The organism is Burkholderiales bacterium (assembly GCA_013695435.1).
Classification (GTDB): domain Bacteria; phylum Pseudomonadota; class Gammaproteobacteria; order Burkholderiales; family JACMKV01; genus JACMKV01.
In genome coordinates, this window is record JACDAM010000149.1 from 1 (window position 1) to 20,858 (window position 20,858).

Sequence of the window (20,858 nt, forward strand, 5' to 3'; positions counted from 1 at the left end):
GGCATAGCTCGTTAACGGTTTGGAATTTGCGATTACCAACAGTGAACCAGGTCAGTTCAGAGTGAATTCCCGGGAACTGTCCGCTGATCGGGTCGATTCGAGCACCTCCGCGATTGCCCGCCGGAATCATCTTTTCGTAACCGCTTGCTTATGAACATTTCCAGGGTTTGCGTGATTGGCGGCAGCGGCTTCGTTGGGCGTCACATCGTCCGCCAGCTTGCGAAGCGCCGCGTCAAAGTTATCGTGCCGACGCGCAATCGTGAACGCGCCAGGCATCTGATCGTGCTGCCTGCGGTTGAAGTCGTGAACGCCGATGTGCACGACCAGCAAACCCTCGAAAAGCTGACCGCCGGCTGCGATGCCGTGATCAACCTGATCGGCATCCTGCACGAAAACCGCAAAGGCGCTTTCGAAGTTGCGCACGTCGAACTGCCGCGCAAGATCGCCACAGCCTGCGTCAAATCGAGTGTCGGCCGCCTGCTGCACATGAGTGCGCTGAACGCAAGCCCGGACGCGCCCAGCGAATATTTGCGCTCGAAGGGCCGCGGCGAAGCGCTGCTGCGGCGCGCTGCGGGCGCCAGTTCGCAGTCGAGTTCGGGAAGCGGAGTCGGCGCTACCGTGTTTCGTCCATCCGTGATTTTCGGTCCGGGCGACAGCTTTCTGAACCTGTTTGCGGCACTGGCCAAATGGCTTCCCGTTATCGTGCTTGCCTGCCCGCGGGCACGCTTTCAGCCAGTGTTCGTCGAAGACGTCGCCTGCGCTTTTGTAGAAAGCCTGTTCGTCCCCGCCGCGGCTGGCCAAAGCTACGATCTGTGCGGCCCTGACGTTTACACGCTGCGTCAACTTGTTGAGTATGCAAGCCGCGCCGCCGGCCATCCGCGCCGCGTCATCGGCCTGAACGACCGGCTCTCGTACTGGCAGGCAGCGGCAATGGAATGGCTGCCGCTCAAACTGATGACGCGCGACAATTATCATTCGATGCAAATCGATAACGTCTGCAAGGACGAAAGCGGCAGCGGCCGTATCGGCGGCTGCGCTTTCCCGTTTGCCATAAAGCCGGCTTCGCTCGAGGCCGTCGTTCCCACTTATCTGCGCCCGCGCAAGTCCGATTACGACGACATGCGATCGACGGCGGGGCGCGGAACAAGCGGCCAATGATGGTCGGCTCGAGTCGATCGGACGTAAGGTGGGTGCATGCCGACCTCCTGCTCCGGCGTTTCTCGAATCGATTTCATGAAACGGCAGCGATGCCCGTGACGTGATGATCCACGCTGTTTGATGCGGATCTACGAAGTCGGCGGCGCCGTGCGCGACGAGTTACTCGGCCTGCCGGTCAAGGATCGCGATTTCGTCGTCGTCGGCGCAACGCCCGAGCAAATGACGCAGCTTGGCTACAAGCCCGTCGGCCGGGATTTTCCGGTTTTCCTGCATCCCGAAACGCACGAGGAGCACGCGCTGGCGCGCACCGAACGCAAAACAGGGCCTGGATACACAGGCTTCGTCGTGCATGCCGCGACGGACGTCACGCTCGAACAGGATTTGCAGCGCCGCGATCTCACCATCAACGCGATCGCGCGCGACGAAAGCGGCGCGCTGATCGATCCGTTCGGCGGCATCGGCGATTTGCGCGCGGGCATTCTACGCCACGTCAGCCCGGCCTTCGCCGAGGACCCGGTGCGCGTGCTGCGCGTTGCGCGGTTTGCCGCGCGCTTCGGTTTTGCCATTGCGCCGGAGACCCTGGCGCTGATGCGCGACATGGTGAACGCGGGCGAAGCCGATGCGCTGGTCGCGGAGCGCGTCTGGCAGGAATTGGCCAGGGGTTTGATGGAGCAAAAGCCGTCGCGCATGTTCGTGGCGTTACGCGATTGCGGCGCGCTCGCCCGCATTTTGCCTGAGATCGATCGCCTGTTCGGTGTGCGCCCCGAACTCGGTGCCCGCGAAGCGGGGGGTGCGGGAAGGGACGCCGAAAGCCGCGTGCAAACGCCGTCGATACGGGGCGTAGGCGGCCGCTCCCGCCCCGAGGCTTCGCCCGCCGAGTCGCGGCCGCAACCCGCGAAGTATCATCCCGAAATCGACACCGGCCTGCACGTGATGCAGGTTGTCGACTGCGCCGCCGCTTGCGATCTGTCGCTGGCGGAACGCTTCGCGGCATTGACGCACGATCTCGGCAAGGGAACGACGCCGCCGGAAATCCTGCCGCGGCACATCGGCCATGAGGCGCGCGGCCTGAAACTGGTCGAGGAATTGTGCGCGCGATTGCGGGCGCCGAACGAATGCCGCGACCTTGCGCGCCTGACCGCAATCCATCATGGCAACGTCCATCGCGCGCTGGAGTTGAAGCCGGCAACCATACTGAGACTGCTCGAAGCAAGCGACGCCTTTCGCAAACCGCAGCGCTTTGCGCAGATGCTGCGGGTGTGCGAATGCGATTTTCTTGGCCGCATCGGCGAAAGCGACGGTCCGAACGGCATTCCGGATAGCGCCGACAAGCCGTATCCGCAGGTAATGCGTTTGGTCCGCGCACTGACTGCGGCGCAAACTGTCGATTCGGGCGCGATCGCCGGGCAAAATGAGCCTATCTCGATACGCGAACGCATTCACGAGGCTCGTTTGTCAGCGATACGCGCGGCGCTGGGCGATTCGCGGTGAGCCGCCATCGGTTGAAGGGTAGTGGATGGGCGGAATCGGTCACTGCGCGGGCTCATCCCCACCCCAGCCCCCCCAGCAAGTGGGGAGGAAGCGATCGTTTGTCTCCTTCCCCTTGATGGGGGGGAAAGTTGGGACGGGGTGGCGCCGTAAGGCTTGCGCTCATTTGTATCCTTCCCCCTTGACGGGGGAAGGGCCCGCCGACACGTTAGATTAGCCTCGTGCTTCACTCGAAAGCCTGAATCATGTTTTCTCGATTTACTTGCATGGAAGCCAAGGCGCACCATTCAGCATGACATCTGCCAACCCCAGTTTCTGGCGCGATCTCGGCGTCAATCTGAAAAGCGGCGTGCGCCTCGCAGCGCTGATGGTTCGCCGCTTGAGCCGCGCTGATTTCCGCGTTTCGCCCGATCAACTGGTAGCGCTTGCGATCGTGCAGTTGATGCTGAATCTGCTGGTGAGCCTGACCGCCAATGGCAGCGGCGGCGTTTTGAATCCGGCCGCGCTGCCCGGCGAAATATTTTTTATCGCGCTGCTGGTGCTCGCCGGTTACCTGATTGCGCGGATGCAAGGCGATATGTCGATCGCATTGGCGATTCCGGTTGTCGCGCTGACCACGGCCCCGGCTTTCACCGTCGTCTACCTTGGCGTCGCGGCCATAGCGGGAGGTGGTGACGCAACGGGCATCAGCGCAAACATAGGCGAGATTCTCGGCAACGCGCTGCCGTTCCCGAGGCACGAAATCTATTCGGCGCTCTATACCGCCTACCTGGTCTGGGCGCTTGCGGTGACGATCGCCGGCGTGATTCTGGTTACCGGCTGGCGTTTGCCGAAAACACTCGCGGCAATAGCACTCATCGTCGCTCTCGGGATCATGCCGCAGTGGTTTTTCCCGGCCGGCGAACTGTGGCTTGCCGCGGCGGATGAGGATATCCGGGCCGGCTTTCCCTCGGCTGCGTCCGAAAACGTTCTAGAAGCGCAACCGCGCTTGCTCGGCGCCCAACTTGCGGCGCTGGCGCCGCAGCGTCCGGGAGTTGCCGATTTGTACTTCGTCGGCTTCGCGCCGTACGCGAGTCAGGATGTGTTCATGAAGGAAACGCAGGCCGTGAAAAAGTTGTTCGACGAGCGTTTCGATACCGCCGGCCGCTCGATCGCGCTGATCAACAATGCGCAAACGCTGGCGGAAACGCCGCTTGCGACGACCACCCATCTCGCCCGCACGCTGGAAGAAATCGCCGGGATCATGGATGCGGAAGAAGACATGCTGTTCCTGTTCATCACCACGCACGGCTCGCAGTTTCACGAGCTTCAGGTCGAATTCGAACCGCTGCGGCTGAACCAGGTCGATGCCGGATTCCTGCGCGACGCCCTCGTGCGGGCCGGCATTAAATGGCGGATTATCGCGATCTCGGCATGCTATTCGGGCGGCTTCGTGGCGCCGCTCAAAAACGAAAACACGCTGATCATGACCGCCGCCGATGCCAGAAACACCTCATTCGGCTGCGAAAACGAAGCCGATTTCACCTGGTTCGGCCGCGCGTTGTTCGACGAGCAATTGCGCACCAAGTATTCATTCAGCGACGCCTTTGCTGGAGCGCTCGAAACCATCGCGCAGTGGGAGAACGAGCAGGGCTACACGCATTCGCAGCCGCAAATCGAAGTCGGCGCGGCGATTGCGCCGAAGCTGGAAGCCCTCGAAACGCGCCTGCGGCGGGATCGCGATCGCGTTCTCGCTCACCTTTTACGCGACCCAGTAACTCAGGGTAAGGAGTCGTTCCCGCGCTGATCGAAGCATTTCCAGGCCAGCGGGAATCCCCGGTTGTCTTGAACTACGCACGCCTGAATTCCATTCGGCGCCCCATTCGCAACGCTCGTCAGGTCATTGAAAACACAGGTTTACAGGCTATGCAAGTCACTTTACCATGCTCAGTCTTGTTCCGCCGTGATCTGCCGCATCGCGATAAAGCCACGCAAAGGCAGGTTAGCTTCCCCCGGAATCTTTGCTTATCGACTCTCTCTCTCTCACAACTACTTTGGGGATTGAATATGAAGTTGTCATCAGCCTGTAAGGCGCCGGGCGCGCTAATCATGGGGCTCGCCGGGACGTTGGCGCAGGCGGCGCCGAATGCTTATGTGGTGAATGTGTTGCAGCAGCCGCCTACGATAACGGTCTTCGATACTCAGACCAACCTACCCGTTGGCGCTCCGATCGTAATTCCGGCAACAAATACTTTGGGTCCGGATACCGGCCCGCAAGATATCGTCATCAACCAGGCCGGAACCAGAGCTTATATCGCCGACGTCCGCGCTAATGAAATCGATGTTCTTGAGCTTTCGACTGCCAATAGCGCTAACCCTGTTTTCAATACGATTCCGCTAGGACCCGGCGGGCCAGGCGGCGGCAGTCCAACAACCGGGCCGGCCAAGCTCGCATTCCGGCCGGGATTCCCCAATCAGCTTTTCGTCGTACAGTTCAGCGGCCACGTCGTTGTCGTCGATACCGATGCGAATGGCGGTGCCGGCGCCGTTATTGCGAATTCCAGCCTTACATTGGGATCGGGCTCGCAAAGCATCGTATTCAATGCCGCCGGCACTCGCGCTTACATTCCGAATCGCGGAGACAACACGGTGTCGGCGATCAGAACCGAAACGGTTCCGCCGACTTTGATCGGCAGCAACATTCCGGCCGGCCCTCAGCCGGACGATGTTGCGTTCGATTCCGCTCGGAACCGCTTGCTGGTCGCGAATACTGACGATCCCCCCGTGACGGCACCAGGACAAAGCATTCGGGTATTTAATATAGCCGCGAATGATGTGGTAACGGAGGCTGCACCGATTGCAACGAGCTTCAGGCCTGGCAGCATCTTGCTGAATCCAGACAACACGCGCTTCTACGTAGTCGAGGATTTCGGTAACCGCGTGTTCGCTTTTGACGCAGCGACGCTTTCGAGTACGCCGGTGGATACGTTCACAGTGGGCACCGCGCCCGAATTCATGGAGTTTTCTGCTGACGGCAGTCGTCTCTACATCCCGAATGCGGGTAGCGATAACGTGTCTGTTTTCGACACCTCGGGCCCCACTGCGGTCGCGGCGGTCAATAATCCGATCCCGGCCGGAAACAATCCGAAGTACCTCGCAATCGCCCCATCCACCACCGGTTCGGCCAGCGCCCTGCAATTCGATCCGTCAGCCGTGACGGTGGCCGAGAACGTCGCTGGCGGCGTCGTGACCTTGACGGTGACGCGTACCGGCGGCACTGCTGGCGCGATTAGCGCAACTGTATCGGTGGCTTCGGGCAGCGCAACGGCTAACAGCGATTTTACGCCGACCGCGACGCCGGCCACAGTCAGCTTTGCCAGCGGCGACCCCGCCGCGAAGACGGTGGCGGTGCCTATCACGAATGATGGCGCGAGTGGTGAGGGCAACGAGAACTTCACGGTAACGCTGGGCGCGCCGACCGGGGGCGCGGCACCCGGTGCGGGCACTGCGACCGTCACGATCGCGGACGATGATGCAGCGCCGGCTCCACCGCCAGGCCCGCCGCCGGCCCCTGCACCAGGCGGTGACGGCGGTGGTGGTGGCGGATGTGCCCTGAACATTGACGGCACCGCCGATTATGGCCTGCCGCTACTACTGTTGTTGGCGGGATCGTTCTACGCGTTCCGCCGCCGGGTAGGCAAGTAAGAGTCGCGACAAGCAAGTGAAGTAAAACGCGCATCTGCGGATGCGCGTTTTTTATGCCAGGGAATCCTCGCAATGGCACGTTACGGCTTTTCAACAAACCGCTAAAGCAAGCGGCGCTTGTCGCCCTGGGTGAAACCGGACAGCGGCTCCGGCCAGTTTTTGCTCAAGGCCATCACCTTGAACAATTCCCCCATCTCTGCCGGACTCAAGAGCTTGTGCGCGGCCCTGGCGATCGAGGCATACCCGGGCGGATCGCCAGCCGCCAGCGTCTCGAGCAATTCGGTAATGCCGCAATTGATCAGGAATTGCGCCTGCGTCGTATACCCGGCAAGCCGCAGGCCGGCGCTGACGCCGCTTTCGGCAATGGCGCTGAAATCGATATGGCTCGTCATATCGTCGAGCCCGGGCAGGTGAAACGGATCCTCGTGCGCATGATGCCGGTAATGGCACATCAGGGTGCCGCGATCGCGCTGTGCGTGATAGTACTCGCTCTCGCCGAAACCATAGTCGATCAGCAGGACGACGCCCTTGACCAGAATATTTGCCAGGCTTGCGACGAGCTGGCCGGCGGCAAGATTGATTTCACTCAGGTAGCCGCCCGCGTTTCCGCTCATGCAGCCTCGGCGCTGCAACCGGGTCGCCGCTGTAAGCAGTCGGCCACCTGTGATCGGCTGATCTCGCCAGACGAATTCACCGGCTTCGACCGCGACCCCGCGCTCGTCGATGCCCGCTTCACGCCAGACCACGAGATGCGTCGGCAGCGCATCGAGAACTTCGTTGGCGACAATGACTCCGCTGAAAGATTCGGGCAGCGTGTGCAACCACTCGACGCGCTCGGCCAGATGCGGCGCATGCTCAACAAGCAAATCGCGTTGGCGGCCAGCGAGATCGCCGCTGATTTCGAGGATCCTGTAGCGGCGCGGTAAGCGCCCGATGCTTTCGAGCTCGGTCAGCAAGTCGAGCGCCATGCGCCCGGAGCCGGCGCCGAGTTCGAGAATGTCGCCGTCAGCCATGTCGCCAGTGCGGGCGAGCAGCGGCGCAAATTGGCGGGCGAGCGTGCGCGCGAACAAAGCGGAGAGTTCCGGCGCAGTGATAAAATCGCCGCTCGCGTCGAATTTGGCGGCGCCCGCGCTGTAATAACCGAGGCCCGGCGCGTAGAGCGCCAGCTCCATATAGCGCGCGAAGCTGATCCAGCCGCCGCAATCGACAATCTCGCGCTCGATCCGTTCGCGGACCCGCCGACTGTGGCGCAGGGCATGGTCGCCAGGTTCAGGCAGGCGCGAGCGATGCGGCGGCAGGCGGTTTATATTTCAGCCTCGTGGTTCAGCAAGTTCGATTGAATAACAAAGAGGTGCGGCGTGCAAGGCAAGGTCGTGCTGATTACCGGAGGCGCGCGGCGCGTGGGCGCTGCAATGTGCCGCTGGCTGCACAGCGAAGGGGCGGAAGTCATGGTGCACTATCGCGCGTCGATGAACGAGGCGCGCGCCATGCAAGCCGAGCTGAATGCGCGCCGCGCCGATTCGGTGGCGCTGGCTCGCGCCGATCTGCTCAAGCTTTCGGCGCTGCCCAGTTTGATCAAAAGCACGATCGAGCGCTTCGGCCGGCTCGATGTCCTGATCAACAACGCATCGAGCTTTTTCCCGACTGCGATCGGCGAAATCACCGAAAAAGCCTGGGACGACCTGATCGGCACCAATCTGAAGGCGCCGCTGTTTTTGTCGCAGGCCGCGGCATTGCACCTCCGCAAAACGCATGGCTGCATCATCAACATTATCGACATCCACGCCGAGCATCCGATGAAGAACCATGTCGTCTACAGCGTCGCCAAAGGCGGTCTGGTTGCCCTGACGCGCTCGCTGGCGCGCGAGCTCGGGCCCGAGGTGCGCGTCAATGGCATCGCGCCCGGCACCATCGTCTGGCCTGAGGACGAAGCGTGGTCGGACGAGGTATCGCGCCAGCGCATCGTTAATCAGACGATATTGAAGCGCGTCGGCGATCCGGACGATATTGCGCGCGCGGCGAAATTCCTGATCAGCGACGCGCCCTATCTGACCGGGCAGGTGATCGCGGTCGATGGCGGGCGTAGCGTCAACATGTGATTCGACAGTGAGATCAAATCGTGACCAGAACCGCAATTAAACCGCCGCAAACCATGTTGCGCCTCACCGGCAAGGCGCTCGGCGATTATGCGATGATCCGCGAAGGCGATCGGGTTTTGCTCGGCTTGTCGGGCGGCAAGGACAGCTTTTCGCTGCTGCATACGCTGCTCCACATGCAAGGCACGTCACCGGTCAAATTCGAGTTGGCGGCAGCAACCGTCGATCCGCAATCGCCCGAATACGATCCATCGCCGCTGAAAGCCTGTATGACCGAACTCGGCGTGCCGTACTTTTACGAAAGCTCCCCGGTGCTCGAACTGGCGAAACGGAAAATGGGCAAGGCGTCGTTTTGCGCATTCTGCTCGCGCATGCGCCGCGGCATGCTGTACGGCGCTGCGCGGCGCGAAGGGTATAACGTGCTGGCGCTCGCCCAGCATCTCGACGATCTTGCCGAAACCTTCATGCTGTCGGCGTTTTTCGGCGGCAAACTCAGGACGATGCAGGCGCATTACGTGAACGACGCCGGCGATCTTCGCATCATTCGGCCGTTCATCTATGTACGCGAACGTCAGACTGCCGCTTTCGCGAAAAACGCCGGCTTGCCGGTCATTCCGGAAAATTGTCCGGCATGTTTTGCGATGCCCATGCAGCGCTGGCAGACCAAACAGAAGCTCGCCCAGTTCGAGGCCGAAAATTCGAAGCTGTTCCCGAATTTACTGAGTGCTATGCGGCCGCTTCTGGGCGTTGCGCCGCCGGGCCTGTCGAGCGCCGCTGCCTGACAAAAAAAGTCCGGCGTTTCGATGCGCCGGACCGTTTGCGTTTGACTGGCGAACCGTCATCCCCGCGGGCGTGACGTGCGGGGATGACGTTGGTTAACGGTTACTTGCTTTTTCCGGGTTTGGATTTTTCCTTGGCCGGCGCTTTTTTCTTGTCGGCGTCCTTTGATTTGCCGCCCTTGTCTCCACCGCCCTTGCCTTTTCCTTGAGCCATTTCGTTCTCCTCTCATAAGTAAGTTGAGATCGCCGCGCTTCAGACCGCAACGATCAAACGCACGTTATGCAATAAACATTCCCGCACTGTGGCAGGTACATGGAACGGGATTTTGACAAGCGACGCGCGACGCGCTATTACATTGGCATAGTGCGCGATGGCAGCGCCATCGCCGTCAATGTAAGACTTACATCGGGGCGAGCAAGACTTCCAGTCCGCCGCTATCTTTTCCGGAGAAAAAACGAAAACTCACCTTTCGATTCGACCGCCGACAATAACGCATGCCCGGTCTGTTTTGAGAACGCCTGAAAGTCCTTGACCGAGCCCGGATCGGTGGCAACGACTTTCAGTACGTCGCCCGACAGCATATCGGTCAGTGATTTTTTTGTCCGCAAAATCGGCAGCGGGCAATTCAGTCCGCGCGCGTCCAGTTCTCTATCGAAATCCATAGCCTTGCTCCTGGCGCCTTGACGCCGTATCTGAACGAAAATCGAAAAACTGTTATATAGCAAACGGCGTGGCGCGCGCAAGCCGGTGCTACGCGGTAATATCGGCTTCGATTCCGCGTACGACGCAACACAATCATTAAGAATGACTGTCGAATCATCCTCTGCCGTGCCGCAGGTCAGCCGGGCCGCAGCCTTCCGTTACTGGCTGCGGCTCGGCTTTATCAGCTTGGCGGGCCGGCCGGACAGATCGCGATCATGCATCATGATCTGGTCGAGCGTATGCGCTGGATTTCCGAGAAGCGTTTTTTGCATGCGCTCAATTACTGCATGCTGCTGCCCGGCCCGGAAGCGCAGCAGCTCGCGGTTAACATCGGCTGGATGCTGCATCGAACCTGGGGCGGCATCGTTGCCGGGACACTCTTTGTGCTGCCGTCGCTGTTCGTGCTGATCGCGCTGACGTGGGTTTATCTGCGCTTCGGCGACGTGCCGGCGATTGCCGGCATCCTGTACGGCATCAAGCCTGCGGTCACCGCAATCGTCGCCTTTGCTGCTTATCGCATCGGTTCGCGCGTGCTCACAAACGGCGTGTTATGGACGATCGCAGCGGCGGCATTCGTGGCGATCTTCGCTTTGAAAATTCCGTTTCCGTATATCGTTCTCGGGCCGGCGTCCTCGGCGCCTTAGGTGGCCGCATCGCTCCGGGCAAGTTCGCGACCGGCGGAGCACATGGCGCCGCGGGGAAAGACTACGGGCCGGCGTTGATAGACGATGACACACCGACGCCGAAGCATGCCGAGTTCAGGTAGCGGCGCGCATCGCTTCTTGCCGCGGTCGGAATCGCCATATGGCTGGCCGCAATGGCCGCGCTGATCGCGCTGTTCGGCTGGGACGCGACGCTGACGCACATGGCCTGGTTTTTCACCAAGGCTGCGCTTCTGACTTTCGGCGGCGCCTATGCCGTGCTGCCCTACGTGTATCAGGGCGGCGTCGAACAATATCAGTGGCTGACGGCAACGCAAATGATAGATGGCCTGGCGCTCGGCGAGACGACACCGGGGCCGCTGATCATGGTCGTCGCTTTCGTCGGGTTTGTGGGTGGCTGGAGCAAGGAAATCTTCGGTCCCGAGGCCTTGTTTCTTGCCGGCGCGACGGCGGCGACGGTCGTCACGTTCTTTACCTTTCTGCCGTGTTTTTTATTCATCCTGATCGGCGGGCCGCTGGTCGAATCGACGCACGGCGACTTGAAATTCACTGCGCCGCTGACGGGTATTACCGCGGCCGTGGTCGGAGTGATTTTGAATCTGGCCGTTTTCTTCGCCTACCACGTGCTCTGGCCGCAAGGGTTCAAAGGCGGGTTCGAGTGGCTATCGGCCGCGATCGGCATCGCCGCGCTGATCGCCCTGTTTCGCTACAGGATCGGAATTATTCCAGTCATTGCGGCGTGCGGAATGATGGGACTGCTGGCGCGTGTAGCGGTCGCGGCATGACTCGCGCAATCCCTTTCGTGATTCGGAACGGCCGGACGCAGCCGCCCAGCCTGCTACTGCTGCGCGGCCTTGCGGTTTTCCTGATCGACGGCGCGCAATTCACGCAGCCGCGCCTCGACGCTCGATAGCTGGTAGAAATCGCCATCGCCGCTGCGCAACGCGATCTGCAATTGCTCGATCGCGGCGGGAAGAGTGCCTAGCCGCACATAAGCTTCGGCCTGCGCCTTGTGTTGCAGCAGTTTCTTGTCGAGCGCAGCGTAACTTCGCGCCTGCAACAGGTAAAGCTGCGAATCCGAGGGATGAATCTGCAACTCGTCATTGATCAACGCCAGCGCTTCCTGGCCGCGCTTGGTCTGCAGTAGCAATGCGGCATAATCGTAAACAAGCGCGCGATAACCGGGATGGCTTTTCAGCGCCAGCCGGTAATGTTCCAGAGCGCCGGCGTGGTCGCCGGTTGCGATCTTCAATTGCCCGGCGAGCGTATCGATGATCGGGCTGGCCGGTGCGATCTTGCGCAAAGCCGCCATTTCCTGCTTTGCCCGCGCGTAATCCTTGCTGCGCATCAGCGCCGCGACGAAGCCATAGCGGCTCGCCGCCTCATTGGTAAATTTCTTCTCCTGCACGCTATCTTCGAAATAGTCGAGCGCTTCTTTCGCGCTGCCGCTATTCGCGCGCAGCTTGGCGCGCAGCAACTGGAAGGCGAGGCTGTCCGGCACCTGCTTGTAGCTCATTTCCTGTGTGCGGCTTTGCACATCGGCGATGCGCTCGTAAGTCAGCGGGTGCGTGCGCAAATACGCGGGGGCATTATTCTCGATCGCGCGCGTCGACTTTTGCAGGCGTTCGAAGAAAGACGGCATGGCGCGCGGGTCAAAGCCCGATTTTTGCAGTATCTGCAGACCGACGCGATCTGCCTCGCGTTCGTGATCGCGCGTAAAATCGAGCTGACTCTGGATCGCCGTGGCTTGCGCGCCGGCGACCGCGGCTTGCGATACTTCGGAATTCCCGCGCGCCGCCAGAATCGCCAGCGCCAGCAAACCGAGCGACAAATACGTGCTTTGCTTCTGGCCGGAGATCATGCGCGCGAGATGACGCTGGGTGACGTGCGCGACCTCGTGCGACAAAACGCCGGCAAGCTCAGATTCGCTTTGCGCGGTCGTGATCAAACCGGTGTGGACACCGATGAAGCCGCCAGGCAGGGCGAACGCGTTGACTGAGCTGTCGCGGATCAGGAAAAACTCGAACGCCTGACGCGAATCCGGGCTGTTCGACACCAGCCGATAACCGAGATCGTTCAGATAATCGGTCAGTTCGGGATCGGCAAAGTAGCTCTTGTCCGCGCGAATTTCGAGCATGATGCTCTCGCCGATCTGCTGCTCCTGCAACGGCGAAAAAGCGCCCTGCGAAACATCGCCCAGATCGGGCAGGCCGTCGGCCCGCGCAACCTGGCCGAAGATACATAAGGCTGCGATTAGATGGCGGAAATTCATGGTGCTATGATATTCCTTTGCGGGTTGAGTTCCTGAATTGCGGCGGCTGCGCCGTTGCCCTCCCGTTGCACCCTTGCACGCAATCAATGAGCCGACCCGATGAGCGATTTAACCCACTTCGATAGCCGTGGCCAGGCGCACATGGTCGATGTCGCCGGTAAGCGCGAAACGCACCGGATCGCGCGCGCCGCCGGCAGCATTTTCATGCAGCCCGAAACCCTTGCCAAGATCGCCGAAGGCGGCGCAAAGAAAGGCGATGTGCTCGGCGTCGCGCGTATCGCCGGGATCCAGGCCGCGAAGCGCACATCGGATCTGATTCCGTTGTGTCATCCGCTGGCTTTGACCAAAGTCGGCATCGAATTTACGCTCGATCATCAGACGAATTCGGTCGATTGCGTCGCAACAACCGAAACCTTCGGACGCACCGGCGTCGAAATGGAAGCGCTGACTGCGATCAACGTCGCGCTGTTGACGATTTACGATATGTGCAAGGCGGCCGATCGCGGCATGCATATGGAAAATATCCGGCTCATTGAAAAAGCGGGTGGGAAATCGGGCCTTTGGACGAATGCGTGAGTTGGCTGGAACGACTGTGACCGGGTGATACGAATCGGATCAAAGCAGGATGTGCGCCGATTGCGGTATTCCAGCGGAGCTGTGTGCAGTTGAATCGGCCAGCCGAATTGGTGAGCCGCTGCAACCCACGAGAACGGAGCGGGTGCGACGGAGTCACACTCGTCGAATCCATGTCCGGGAGCAGATGAGATGAATCGCGCGCGCCGTACCTTGATGAAAGTGGCGGGTTATTTAGCCAGTGCAGCTGTGCTTAGCGGCGGCATGCTGCGCGCCGTTTTCGCCGCTGGCTGGAACGCGCCCGCGTTCGACGCGCCTGATATGGACGGCGCGCTCAAAGGCATCGGCGTCGTAAACGCCACCGCCAGCACAGACATCGAGATTCGCACGCCGCAGATTGCCGAAAATGGTGCAGTAGTGCCCATAGAGGTCAGAAGCCGCATTCCGAACACGCGATCGATCGCGATTCTGGTCGAGAAAAATCCATTTCCACTGATTGCGCAAATCCACTTTCTGAATGGCGCGGAAGGCTTCGTTGCGACCCGTATCAAGATGGGGGAAAGCTCGAATATCAAGGCGGTAGTTGAGGCCGGCGGCAAGTTCTATGCAGCCAGCAAAGACGTGAAAGTGACGATAGGCGGTTGCGGCGAATGAGCGGCCATGAAGCGCAGTTTACTGGCTCACTTCGGTTTGCTCCCTCCCCACTTGCTGGGGAGGGTTCGGGTGGGGATCGGGTCTTCGGGTACAGCTCTTGCGAGCTGACTTGATCGAGCGGAAATAATCGCATGCCACAGGCAATGAAAATCCGCGCCAGAATGGATGCGGACAAAAGCGCCGCCGACATCAAGGTGCTGGTTAACCATCCGATGGAAACGGGGCAACGCAAGGATGCGAATGGCGAGCTGATTCCGCGCCACTTTATCCAGCATATCAAGGCGACGCACAACGGCAAGGTCGTTGTCGATGCCCAGTGGAGTCAGGCGATCTCGAAGAATCCGTTCTTCGGTTTCAAGATCAAGGGCGCCAAAGCCGGCGACACGGTGAGCGTGAGCTGGGTCGACAACAAAGGCGATGCGAGCAGCATCGACGCGAAAATAGAACCGGCCTGATCCCGAGCGGTTTCAGGCCGACGGAACCAAGAGCGCGCGGCAAAAGCGCGCGGTCAGGCTGGCGAGAAGCGATACACATTGTTCGAAAAAGTCGCGGCGGCCTGAAATGCAACATAGGGAGACAAAATGAATCGTCGTGAATTCCTGCACGTGCTGGCGATGGCCGCAGCATCGGGCCTGGCCTTCAACAGCAAGGCCGCCCTCGCGAACACGATCAGCGGCATGTATGACCTGCCGACGTTTGGCAACAACGTGACTTTGCTGCATTTCACCGACAGCCACGCGCAGCTTTTACCGAGTTACTACCGTGAGCCCAGCGTCAACATCGGCGTTGGCGATCATCATGGCAAACCGCCGCATCTGGTCGGTGAAGCGCTGCTCAAACATTTCCGGATCAGCCCGACTTCGCGTCAGGCGTATGCGTTCAGCTCGGTGAATTTCGAGGCCGCGGCGAAAACTTACGGCAAGGTCGGCGGTTTCGCCCATCTCGCAACGCTGGTTAAAAAAATCCGCGCGCAGCGCCCCGACGCGCTACTGCTCGATGGCGGCGATACCTGGCAGGGCTCGGCCACGGCGATGTGGACCAAAGGCCAGGATATGGTCGATGCGACGAAGCTGCTCGAAGTCGACGTCATGACAGGCCACTGGGAATTTACGCTCGGCCAGAATCGCGTGAAGGAGATCGTCAGGGATCTCGAAGGGAAGATCGATTTCGTCGCGCAGAACGTTCGCACCGCCGATGGCAAGGATGCGATATTCAAGCCGTACGTCATTAAGGATGTCAACGGCATACCCGTGGCGATCATCGGCCAGGCGTTTCCGTATACGCCAATTATGCACCCGCGCCATTTGACCGCCGACTGGGCATTCGGCATCAGCGAAGAAACCCTGCAGAAAACTGTCACGGAAGCGGCCGCGAAGGGCGCCAAAGTCATCGTGCTGTTATCGCATAACGGCATGGGTATCGACCTCAAGCTTGCGAGCCGCGTCAGCGGCATCGACGTAATCCTCGGGGGCCACTCGCATGACGCGGTGCCGCAGCCTACCCTTGTCAAGAATGCCGGCGGCTATACCCTGGTCGCCAACGGCGGCGCCAACGGGAAATTCCTCGGCGTCCTCGATCTGCAGGTGAACACGAAGGGTCACGTCGCCGGCTACCAGTACAAGCTGCTCCCGGTGTTCTCGAACATGCTTGAAGCCGATAAGGCGATGAGCGAACTGATCAGGAAAGTGCGCGCGCCCTACGCCGCGAAACTCGGCGAGAAGCTCGCGATGACCGAAGGCGCTTTGTATCGCCGCGGCAACTTCAACGGCACTTTCGATCAACTGATTCTCGACGCGATGATCGAGGTGAAAGATGCGCAGATCGCGCTGATGCCGGGCTTCCGCTGGGGCGCGACGGTTATGCCGAATCAAGCGATCACGCTCGAAAATGTGATGGATCAGACAGCGATCAGCTACCCGCAAACCAGCGTTACCGAAATGACCGGCGAAGCGATCAAAGCCGCGCTGGAAGATGTATGCGACAACGTGTTCAATGCCGACCCGTATTCGCAGCACGGCGGCGATATGCTGCGCGTCGGCGGCCTTGATTACACCTGTAATCCGGAAAAGAAAATCGGTTCGCGCATCAGCGGCCTGACATTCAAGGGCAAGCCGCTTGATGCCGACAAGAAATACAAAGTCGCGAGTTGGGCATCGAATGTCGAAGCAGCAGAAACGAAAGACAGCGAACCAATCTGGGACGTCGTCACCGCCTATTTGAAGCAGAAAAAGAAAATCTCGATGCGAAAGATCAGTCAGCCAAAGCTGGTTGGCATGGAACGCAATCCGGGAATCGCGTAACGGATCGGCTCTCCGGGATTTGCGTTTTGTCAGGTAGCCTCGCGGCAACCTGACCTACGTCTGGCTCGAGAAGTCATACCAGCTTAGCCGCAGGTCAGGGTGCGAAGCTCCCTGACAATTGCCGGCTACACATTCGGTACCCATCGCAGTGGGCGGTGAACCATCCGCCGCAGCATATCGAGCACATGCATCTCGAGTAGCTGTACATCAATTCAACCGTAGGTCAGGGTGCGAAGCTCCCTGACAGCATCAAACGCAAGAAATAAGAAAGGAAATTCGGGTGGCCCAAGGGTGTTTTGTTTTGTCAGGTAACCTTTCGGCAATCTGACCTACGCCTGTTTCACCGCACCGGCCAGTGGCCGTTTTGCCAGAAGCGGGGGTGCGCGATTTCTCCTAGCACAACTGTTGTATCGGATTTCAACTTCTGCAAATATAAGCCTGAATAGCAAACAATCGTAACAAGTGCGATTGCAGTAAGCGCAACCATCAGAATTCGCGGAGACAAGGCCTCTAATTGCACTTCGGTCATAGTCGCTTGAATACGCACATTCCGGCCGATCAGCCAACCGGCTACAACATAGAGCGTGAATTGACTATGTGGCATAAGATTATTGCCAGTTAGAAGCGAGTCAGTCAGCCCGGTAAGCAATGAGGCTAAAAGCGCGATATTGATGTGCCGATTTTCACCACTGCTCTTTTTACACCAAGCAATTCCGTTCATCAGAAGATACGCTACCAGCAGCCCGACAAGGCACATCGCCGGCAAGCCGTACTCAGATGCAATCTGTAGTGCAGCATTGTGGGGATGAGCGGCAATTCCGAAATTTTGAAATGAATAGTGCATCGGTCCCACGCCCAAGAGGGGCGATTCCTTGATCATTCCAAGTGCCGCACGCCACAGCTCCCACCTCCCGGAACCGTCAAATCCTCGCTGCAAAACGCTTCCCAAACCAGGGTCGTTGGTTAGGAAAAGGTGTTGGCTGGCGAAGTAAATGAATGCGCCGGCCAGAAGTGTCTTAGCTTGCCAAAGCAGCCAACGATAGGATTCGGAACGCAAGAACAAGCTTAAAAGGATCGCCGCAGCTGATGCAGCCAACCATACGGAGCGCGTTCCGACCGCAAACTGCAAACCCCACCACATAGCTGCGATTAAAAAAATCACGGCTCGCCAGCGGAGCGGAACTACGGCAAGCAACATCGGTAGAGTGATCAGCGGCAATGTGTAAGCTTGAAACTGGCTGAAATGACGGACGTTGCCGAAGCCGATAAAATGGTTGTACCAATTGAATGAGGCGTCCGCGTTAGTCGTAGCGCAGTAAGAGATTAGAAATATAGTGCCGAATACCAGTGCCGAAAAATAATAGGCAGCCATCAATACGCGGTCTGTCATAACTGGTCGCGGTTGAAAAAGAATGACGACCATGATCAGCAGTGCGACAAGCAGCCAGGTCAATGCGACTTCTGCCATTGCATCGAGCGGTGAACTAGAGCAAGCCGCGCTCATACACGCGAGCGCGAAAAAGCCGATGACTGCTTTACGTATTGGCGGCTTTATATAAAAGAAATTAAAAAGACGTTTCGAAGTCAGGGCATAAAGCGCCACAATCGCGCATTGGCTGAGAGCGAAAAGCTCCAGCGATCGCGCTCCATCATAGAGAGATGGAGCAAAGCTCGGAGTGTAAATCGGAGAGAAAACGATAAAAACAACAACCGCAATTAATCCGGATAATAGAATGGCGGTGCGAAAGGTTTCTTTGGAGCCGATACGTGAAGCCAGCAGAGCGCGCATTTCTAATCTCTAAAAACAAAGCCCCTCCGAGGAGGGGCTTTGAACTACACATGGCAGCATTATTTCAGTGCCTAACCATCTCTTAAGAGCCGCTGAGTTTTCCTGTTACGTAAGCCACGGCGGCGGCATTCGTTGCACTCGTAGCAGCCGTCCAACGGATATTCGTGCCACCCGCCGGAGCGTTACCGGTGAAAACTATGTTCGCGCCTGCTGGAACGCCCGTTCCCAAATTAGCCAAAGTTAAGGTTATTGTTGGAGCGGCGGCCGTACCACCGATCGCGACAGCGGTAACTTCCTTAGACGTACTCGGGGTAATGCCGGTGGCCGCCGTAAAAGTGGCATCGGTTATAGGAAATGCGCCATTCGCCTGAAAAACATCAGCCATGGCCAGCTTAACTGGATCAGCATGAGTTGCAGCGTTCGACATCTTCGCCCGTATCGTGTAGTCCTGATACTGCGGAATCGCAACCGCCGCCAAGATACCGATAATCGCAACCACGATCATCAGTTCGATCAATGTAAAACCCTGTTGTATACGTTTCATTCAGAAAGCTCCTAATTAAAGTTTGTCGGTAGTTAACAAACCCCGGGGGATTGGGTTGACAGGTATTGAGCAAGCGGTATGCCAAACGTTTGGGTGCAGTGGAACGTCAGCCACCGGGTGCATTAAAGATAGCCGCGGAGGAAAAAACGACTAACGATTACAGCATGATAGGATCGCCCCTCGCGTTTTGGGAAGAGACGCGAACGTTCGCGAGGGCTACCTGGGCTTGCTGTTCCCGGAAATTCTTTTATCGAATCGACGGGTTGAGGCCTGACGTTTTGCGTCACTTTCAGCAAAGCATAGGCAGCCGTGCTTCGGCGCGGCTAAAGCTTGATTTGCCTGACAGGAACGCGAAGAGAAACGCTGGCGAAGCTGAAAGCAGAGCGGTCAAATTGAGCGCTTACGCAAGAAATCACCTTTGAACTCATCGCTTCCTTGGATATACTCCTAGTATATACCGAGCTAGAGGAGTGGTTGGATGAAAACCGCCAAGCTGTTCCAGAATGGCCAAAGCCAAGCCGTGCGCCTCCCGAAAGAGTTTCGCTTTGAAGGCGACGAGGTCATTATTACCAGGGTGGGCAATGCGGTGCTGCTGTCCCCGAAGAGTGCGACGTACGAAGAAATAATAGACATAGCCAAGAGTTTCAAAGGCCGCATCAAGCGTGAAAAAACTTCGGTTCCGGAGAGGGGCTGGTCTTGATTTGGATGCTCGATACAAATACTTGCATCAATTTCATGAACCGCCGGTCTGGCTATGAATACGTTGCCCGTCGCATGTCTGGCCGCTCGCCGGCAGAACTTAAATTATCGGCGATTACCCTCTGCGAGTTGCGGTTCGGTTTGGAGAAATCCATGCGCAAAAACGATAACCTGCTAGCGCTGACGCAGTTCTTGACGCTCGTGGAGGTCGACGACTTTCCCGCGTCCGCCGCCGCCGGCTACGCGGAAATCAAGCTCGCGATCAAGGGGCGGGTAATCAGCGATTTTGATTTGCTGATCGCAGCACACGCTCGCAGCATTCGCGCAACGGCGGTTACCAGCAACGTCGATGAATTTGCGCGAGTGCCAGGGCTTAGGGTAGCTGATTGGATGTTGGCCTGAGCCGGTGTCTTGCGTCCGGCTAGTGGCCTGTACCAGTCGAATCGGAGTGAGGGCGCGTTCCGGCGAGCCGAGCACCAAAGGATGGCTGCGTCGAATAGCCGATGCTTATTCGCGAAAGCGAGCGACAAAAAGATCGCCGCCATTACGCAAAACCGAGCCGCGACAAGCGCCGTGATCTACTCGCCAAAATCTGTCGGCCAATCGCGCGCGTCATGCAACATCGCCGGCACTTCCACTCGCGTTTTGGTTATCCGGTAAACGGCGATTAAATGCGTGCCGGCATCGGCAGTTCCCGAGTCGCGGGAGCACGGCCTGTACGTCCCAAGTGCGGATTCTCCGCGAGGCTTGTTACTGCGTGCCCTGGGATGCCTTTTGTTTACGATCGTATACTACATGTGCAGTCGTGCAAACAGCAAAGACGCCTGCGTGTGTCCGGGATCGCGCTGTTCAGTTTTTCAGCTTCAATGCGACTTCCGCCAGTCTGCGCCCCAGCGCGATACACAAACGCTTTTCATCTTCACTGATCGCCCTGTCGCCGCCGATGCTGCTGACATGGCTCGCGCCGTAAGGCGTGCCGCCAGTCGTTGTCGAATTGATCTCGGGTTCGGCATAGGGCAGTCCCACGATCAGCATGCCGTGATGGATCAGCGGCAGCATCATGCTTAGCAATGTCGTCTCCTGGCCGCCATGCAGAGATGCAGTCGAGGTAAACACACAGGCCGGCTTGCCGACCAGCGCATTCGACATCCAGAGGCCACCGGTACCGTCGAGAAAATATTTGAGCGGTGCCGCCATATTGCCGAAACGCGTCGGCGAACCAAGCGCCAGGCCGATGCATTCCTCAAGATCCTTGAGTTCGGCGTAGGGCGCACCTTCGTCCGGTATCGCCGGCGCGGTCGCTTCGCAAACGGTGGAAACTCTGGGCACAGTGCGAACGCGCGCCTTGACGCCGGCCGCCTGCTCGATGCCGCGCGCGATCAGCGTCGCGAGTTGGCGGACAGCGCCGGTATGGCTGTAATAGAGCACGAGGATGTCTTGCATGCTGCCGATTTTTC

Annotated in this window: 18 protein-coding genes and 1 pseudogene; 13 read left to right on the forward strand and 6 right to left on the reverse strand. The window is 58.9% G+C overall.

Translation table 11 applies throughout. The features are described from left to right. Window positions 1-150: 150 nt before the first annotated feature. From H0V78_07740 to H0V78_07755, 4 genes are all read left to right on the forward strand, one after another. On the forward strand, window positions 151-1,158 hold the full coding sequence (locus tag H0V78_07740) for a complex I NDUFA9 subunit family protein (GenBank protein ID MBA2351669.1): 1,008 nt from the start codon (window positions 151-153) through the stop codon (window positions 1,156-1,158). Window positions 1,159-1,278: 120 nt separating this feature from the next. After that, entirely contained in the window at window positions 1,279-2,649 is a 1,371-nt protein-coding gene (locus H0V78_07745; protein ID MBA2351670.1) for a CCA tRNA nucleotidyltransferase, read from the forward strand. 289 nt (window positions 2,650-2,938) lie between these two features. Further along, window positions 2,939-4,432, forward strand: coding sequence for a peptidase (locus tag H0V78_07750; protein ID MBA2351671.1), 1,494 nt, complete (start codon window positions 2,939-2,941; stop codon window positions 4,430-4,432). Between the two features lie 260 nt (window positions 4,433-4,692). Then, complete coding sequence (locus tag H0V78_07755; protein MBA2351672.1) at window positions 4,693-6,330, forward strand: YncE family protein; 1,638 nt, start codon at window positions 4,693-4,695, stop codon at window positions 6,328-6,330. Between the two features lie 101 nt (window positions 6,331-6,431). Here the strand turns inward: H0V78_07755 and H0V78_07760 are convergent, their stop codons facing one another. After that, window positions 6,432-7,628: an SAM-dependent methyltransferase gene (locus tag H0V78_07760; protein ID MBA2351673.1), complete on the reverse strand. Its 1,197-nt coding sequence runs from the start codon at window positions 7,626-7,628 to the stop codon at window positions 6,432-6,434. 60 nt (window positions 7,629-7,688) lie between these two features. Between H0V78_07760 and H0V78_07765 the strand changes: the two genes are divergently transcribed. Together H0V78_07765 and H0V78_07770 are read left to right on the forward strand one after the other, a co-directional pair. After that, window positions 7,689-8,429 (forward strand): pteridine reductase, encoded by a 741-nt coding sequence (locus tag H0V78_07765; GenBank protein ID MBA2351674.1) that lies wholly within the window; start codon window positions 7,689-7,691, stop codon window positions 8,427-8,429. A 53-nt stretch (window positions 8,430-8,482) separates the two neighbouring features. After that, window positions 8,483-9,208, forward strand: a complete 726-nt coding sequence (locus H0V78_07770; GenBank protein MBA2351675.1) for a tRNA 2-thiocytidine biosynthesis protein TtcA — start codon at window positions 8,483-8,485, stop codon at window positions 9,206-9,208. Between the two features lie 432 nt (window positions 9,209-9,640). On the opposite strand, the gene H0V78_07775 is transcribed toward H0V78_07770, so the two are convergent. Next, window positions 9,641-9,868 carry a sulfurtransferase TusA family protein gene (locus tag H0V78_07775; GenBank protein ID MBA2351676.1) on the reverse strand — a complete coding sequence of 76 codons (228 nt, stop codon included), beginning with the start codon at window positions 9,866-9,868 and terminating at the stop codon, window positions 9,641-9,643. A 142-nt stretch (window positions 9,869-10,010) separates the two neighbouring features. On the opposite strand from H0V78_07775, the pseudogene chrA reads away from it, so the two are divergent. After that, window positions 10,011-11,355, forward strand: a pseudogene (gene chrA, locus H0V78_07780) (chromate efflux transporter). Between the two features lie 53 nt (window positions 11,356-11,408). On the opposite strand, the gene H0V78_07785 reads toward chrA, so the two are convergent. Further along, window positions 11,409-12,842, reverse strand: coding sequence for a M48 family metallopeptidase (locus H0V78_07785; GenBank protein MBA2351677.1), 1,434 nt, complete (start codon window positions 12,840-12,842; stop codon window positions 11,409-11,411). A 99-nt stretch (window positions 12,843-12,941) separates the two neighbouring features. Between H0V78_07785 and moaC the strand changes: the two genes are divergently transcribed. The 4 genes from moaC (at window position 12,942) to soxB (ending at window position 16,369) form a co-directional block, all read left to right on the forward strand. After that, window positions 12,942-13,418: a cyclic pyranopterin monophosphate synthase MoaC gene (moaC, locus tag H0V78_07790; GenBank protein ID MBA2351678.1), complete on the forward strand. Its 477-nt coding sequence runs from the start codon at window positions 12,942-12,944 to the stop codon at window positions 13,416-13,418. A 189-nt stretch (window positions 13,419-13,607) separates the two neighbouring features. Continuing rightward, window positions 13,608-14,069 carry a thiosulfate oxidation carrier protein SoxY gene (soxY, locus tag H0V78_07795; GenBank protein ID MBA2351679.1) on the forward strand — a complete coding sequence of 154 codons (462 nt, stop codon included), beginning with the start codon at window positions 13,608-13,610 and terminating at the stop codon, window positions 14,067-14,069. Between the two features lie 131 nt (window positions 14,070-14,200). Next, on the forward strand, window positions 14,201-14,524 hold the full coding sequence (soxZ, locus tag H0V78_07800) for a thiosulfate oxidation carrier complex protein SoxZ (protein MBA2351680.1): 324 nt from the start codon (window positions 14,201-14,203) through the stop codon (window positions 14,522-14,524). 126 nt (window positions 14,525-14,650) lie between these two features. After that, window positions 14,651-16,369 (forward strand): thiosulfohydrolase SoxB, encoded by a 1,719-nt coding sequence (gene soxB, locus H0V78_07805; GenBank protein MBA2351681.1) that lies wholly within the window; start codon window positions 14,651-14,653, stop codon window positions 16,367-16,369. Between the two features lie 340 nt (window positions 16,370-16,709). On the opposite strand, the gene H0V78_07810 is transcribed toward soxB, so the two are convergent. Together H0V78_07810 and H0V78_07815 are read right to left on the reverse strand one after the other, a co-directional pair. After that, window positions 16,710-18,158, reverse strand: coding sequence for an O-antigen ligase family protein (locus H0V78_07810; protein MBA2351682.1), 1,449 nt, complete (start codon window positions 18,156-18,158; stop codon window positions 16,710-16,712). 82 nt (window positions 18,159-18,240) lie between these two features. After that, entirely contained in the window at window positions 18,241-18,702 is a 462-nt protein-coding gene (locus tag H0V78_07815; protein ID MBA2351683.1) for a pilin, read from the reverse strand. A 478-nt stretch (window positions 18,703-19,180) separates the two neighbouring features. Here H0V78_07815 and H0V78_07820 point away from each other — a divergent pair, with 478 nt between their 5' ends. Together H0V78_07820 and H0V78_07825 are read left to right on the forward strand one after the other, a co-directional pair. Continuing rightward, entirely contained in the window at window positions 19,181-19,402 is a 222-nt protein-coding gene (locus tag H0V78_07820; GenBank protein MBA2351684.1) for an AbrB/MazE/SpoVT family DNA-binding domain-containing protein, read from the forward strand. Next, window positions 19,399-19,803, forward strand: a complete 405-nt coding sequence (locus tag H0V78_07825; GenBank protein MBA2351685.1) for a type II toxin-antitoxin system VapC family toxin — start codon at window positions 19,399-19,401, stop codon at window positions 19,801-19,803. The genes H0V78_07820 and H0V78_07825 overlap by 4 nt, the downstream gene beginning before the upstream one ends. A gap of 447 nt (window positions 19,804-20,250) precedes the next feature. On the opposite strand, the gene wrbA is transcribed toward H0V78_07825, so the two are convergent. After that, on the reverse strand, window positions 20,251-20,844 hold the full coding sequence (wrbA, locus tag H0V78_07830) for an NAD(P)H:quinone oxidoreductase (protein ID MBA2351686.1): 594 nt from the start codon (window positions 20,842-20,844) through the stop codon (window positions 20,251-20,253). Window positions 20,845-20,858: the final 14 nt, after the last annotated feature.

What these genes read in the sequence shown, in the direction of transcription:
- H0V78_07740 (MBA2351669.1), top strand. Translation starts at nt 151, where the DNA reads ATGAACATTTCCAGGGTTTGCGTGATTGGCGGCAGCGGCTTCGTTGGG.
- H0V78_07745 (MBA2351670.1), top strand. Translation starts at nt 1,279, where the DNA reads ATGCGGATCTACGAAGTCGGCGGCGCCGTGCGCGACGAGTTACTCGGC.
- H0V78_07750 (MBA2351671.1), top strand. Translation starts at nt 2,939, where the DNA reads ATGACATCTGCCAACCCCAGTTTCTGGCGCGATCTCGGCGTCAATCTG.
- H0V78_07755 (MBA2351672.1), top strand. Translation starts at nt 4,693, where the DNA reads ATGAAGTTGTCATCAGCCTGTAAGGCGCCGGGCGCGCTAATCATGGGG.
- H0V78_07770 (MBA2351675.1), top strand. Translation starts at nt 8,483, where the DNA reads ATGTTGCGCCTCACCGGCAAGGCGCTCGGCGATTATGCGATGATCCGC.
- H0V78_07775 (MBA2351676.1), bottom strand. Translation starts at nt 9,868, where the DNA reads ATGGATTTCGATAGAGAACTGGACGCGCGCGGACTGAATTGCCCGCTG.
- H0V78_07785 (MBA2351677.1), bottom strand. Translation starts at nt 12,842, where the DNA reads ATGAATTTCCGCCATCTAATCGCAGCCTTATGTATCTTCGGCCAGGTT.
- moaC (MBA2351678.1), top strand. Translation starts at nt 12,942, where the DNA reads ATGAGCGATTTAACCCACTTCGATAGCCGTGGCCAGGCGCACATGGTC.
- soxY (MBA2351679.1), top strand. Translation starts at nt 13,608, where the DNA reads ATGAATCGCGCGCGCCGTACCTTGATGAAAGTGGCGGGTTATTTAGCC.
- soxZ (MBA2351680.1), top strand. Translation starts at nt 14,201, where the DNA reads ATGCCACAGGCAATGAAAATCCGCGCCAGAATGGATGCGGACAAAAGC.
- soxB (MBA2351681.1), top strand. Translation starts at nt 14,651, where the DNA reads ATGAATCGTCGTGAATTCCTGCACGTGCTGGCGATGGCCGCAGCATCG.
- H0V78_07810 (MBA2351682.1), bottom strand. Translation starts at nt 18,158, where the DNA reads ATGCGCGCTCTGCTGGCTTCACGTATCGGCTCCAAAGAAACCTTTCGC.
- H0V78_07815 (MBA2351683.1), bottom strand. Translation starts at nt 18,702, where the DNA reads ATGAAACGTATACAACAGGGTTTTACATTGATCGAACTGATGATCGTG.
- H0V78_07820 (MBA2351684.1), top strand. Translation starts at nt 19,181, where the DNA reads ATGAAAACCGCCAAGCTGTTCCAGAATGGCCAAAGCCAAGCCGTGCGC.
- wrbA (MBA2351686.1), bottom strand. Translation starts at nt 20,844, where the DNA reads ATGCAAGACATCCTCGTGCTCTATTACAGCCATACCGGCGCTGTCCGC.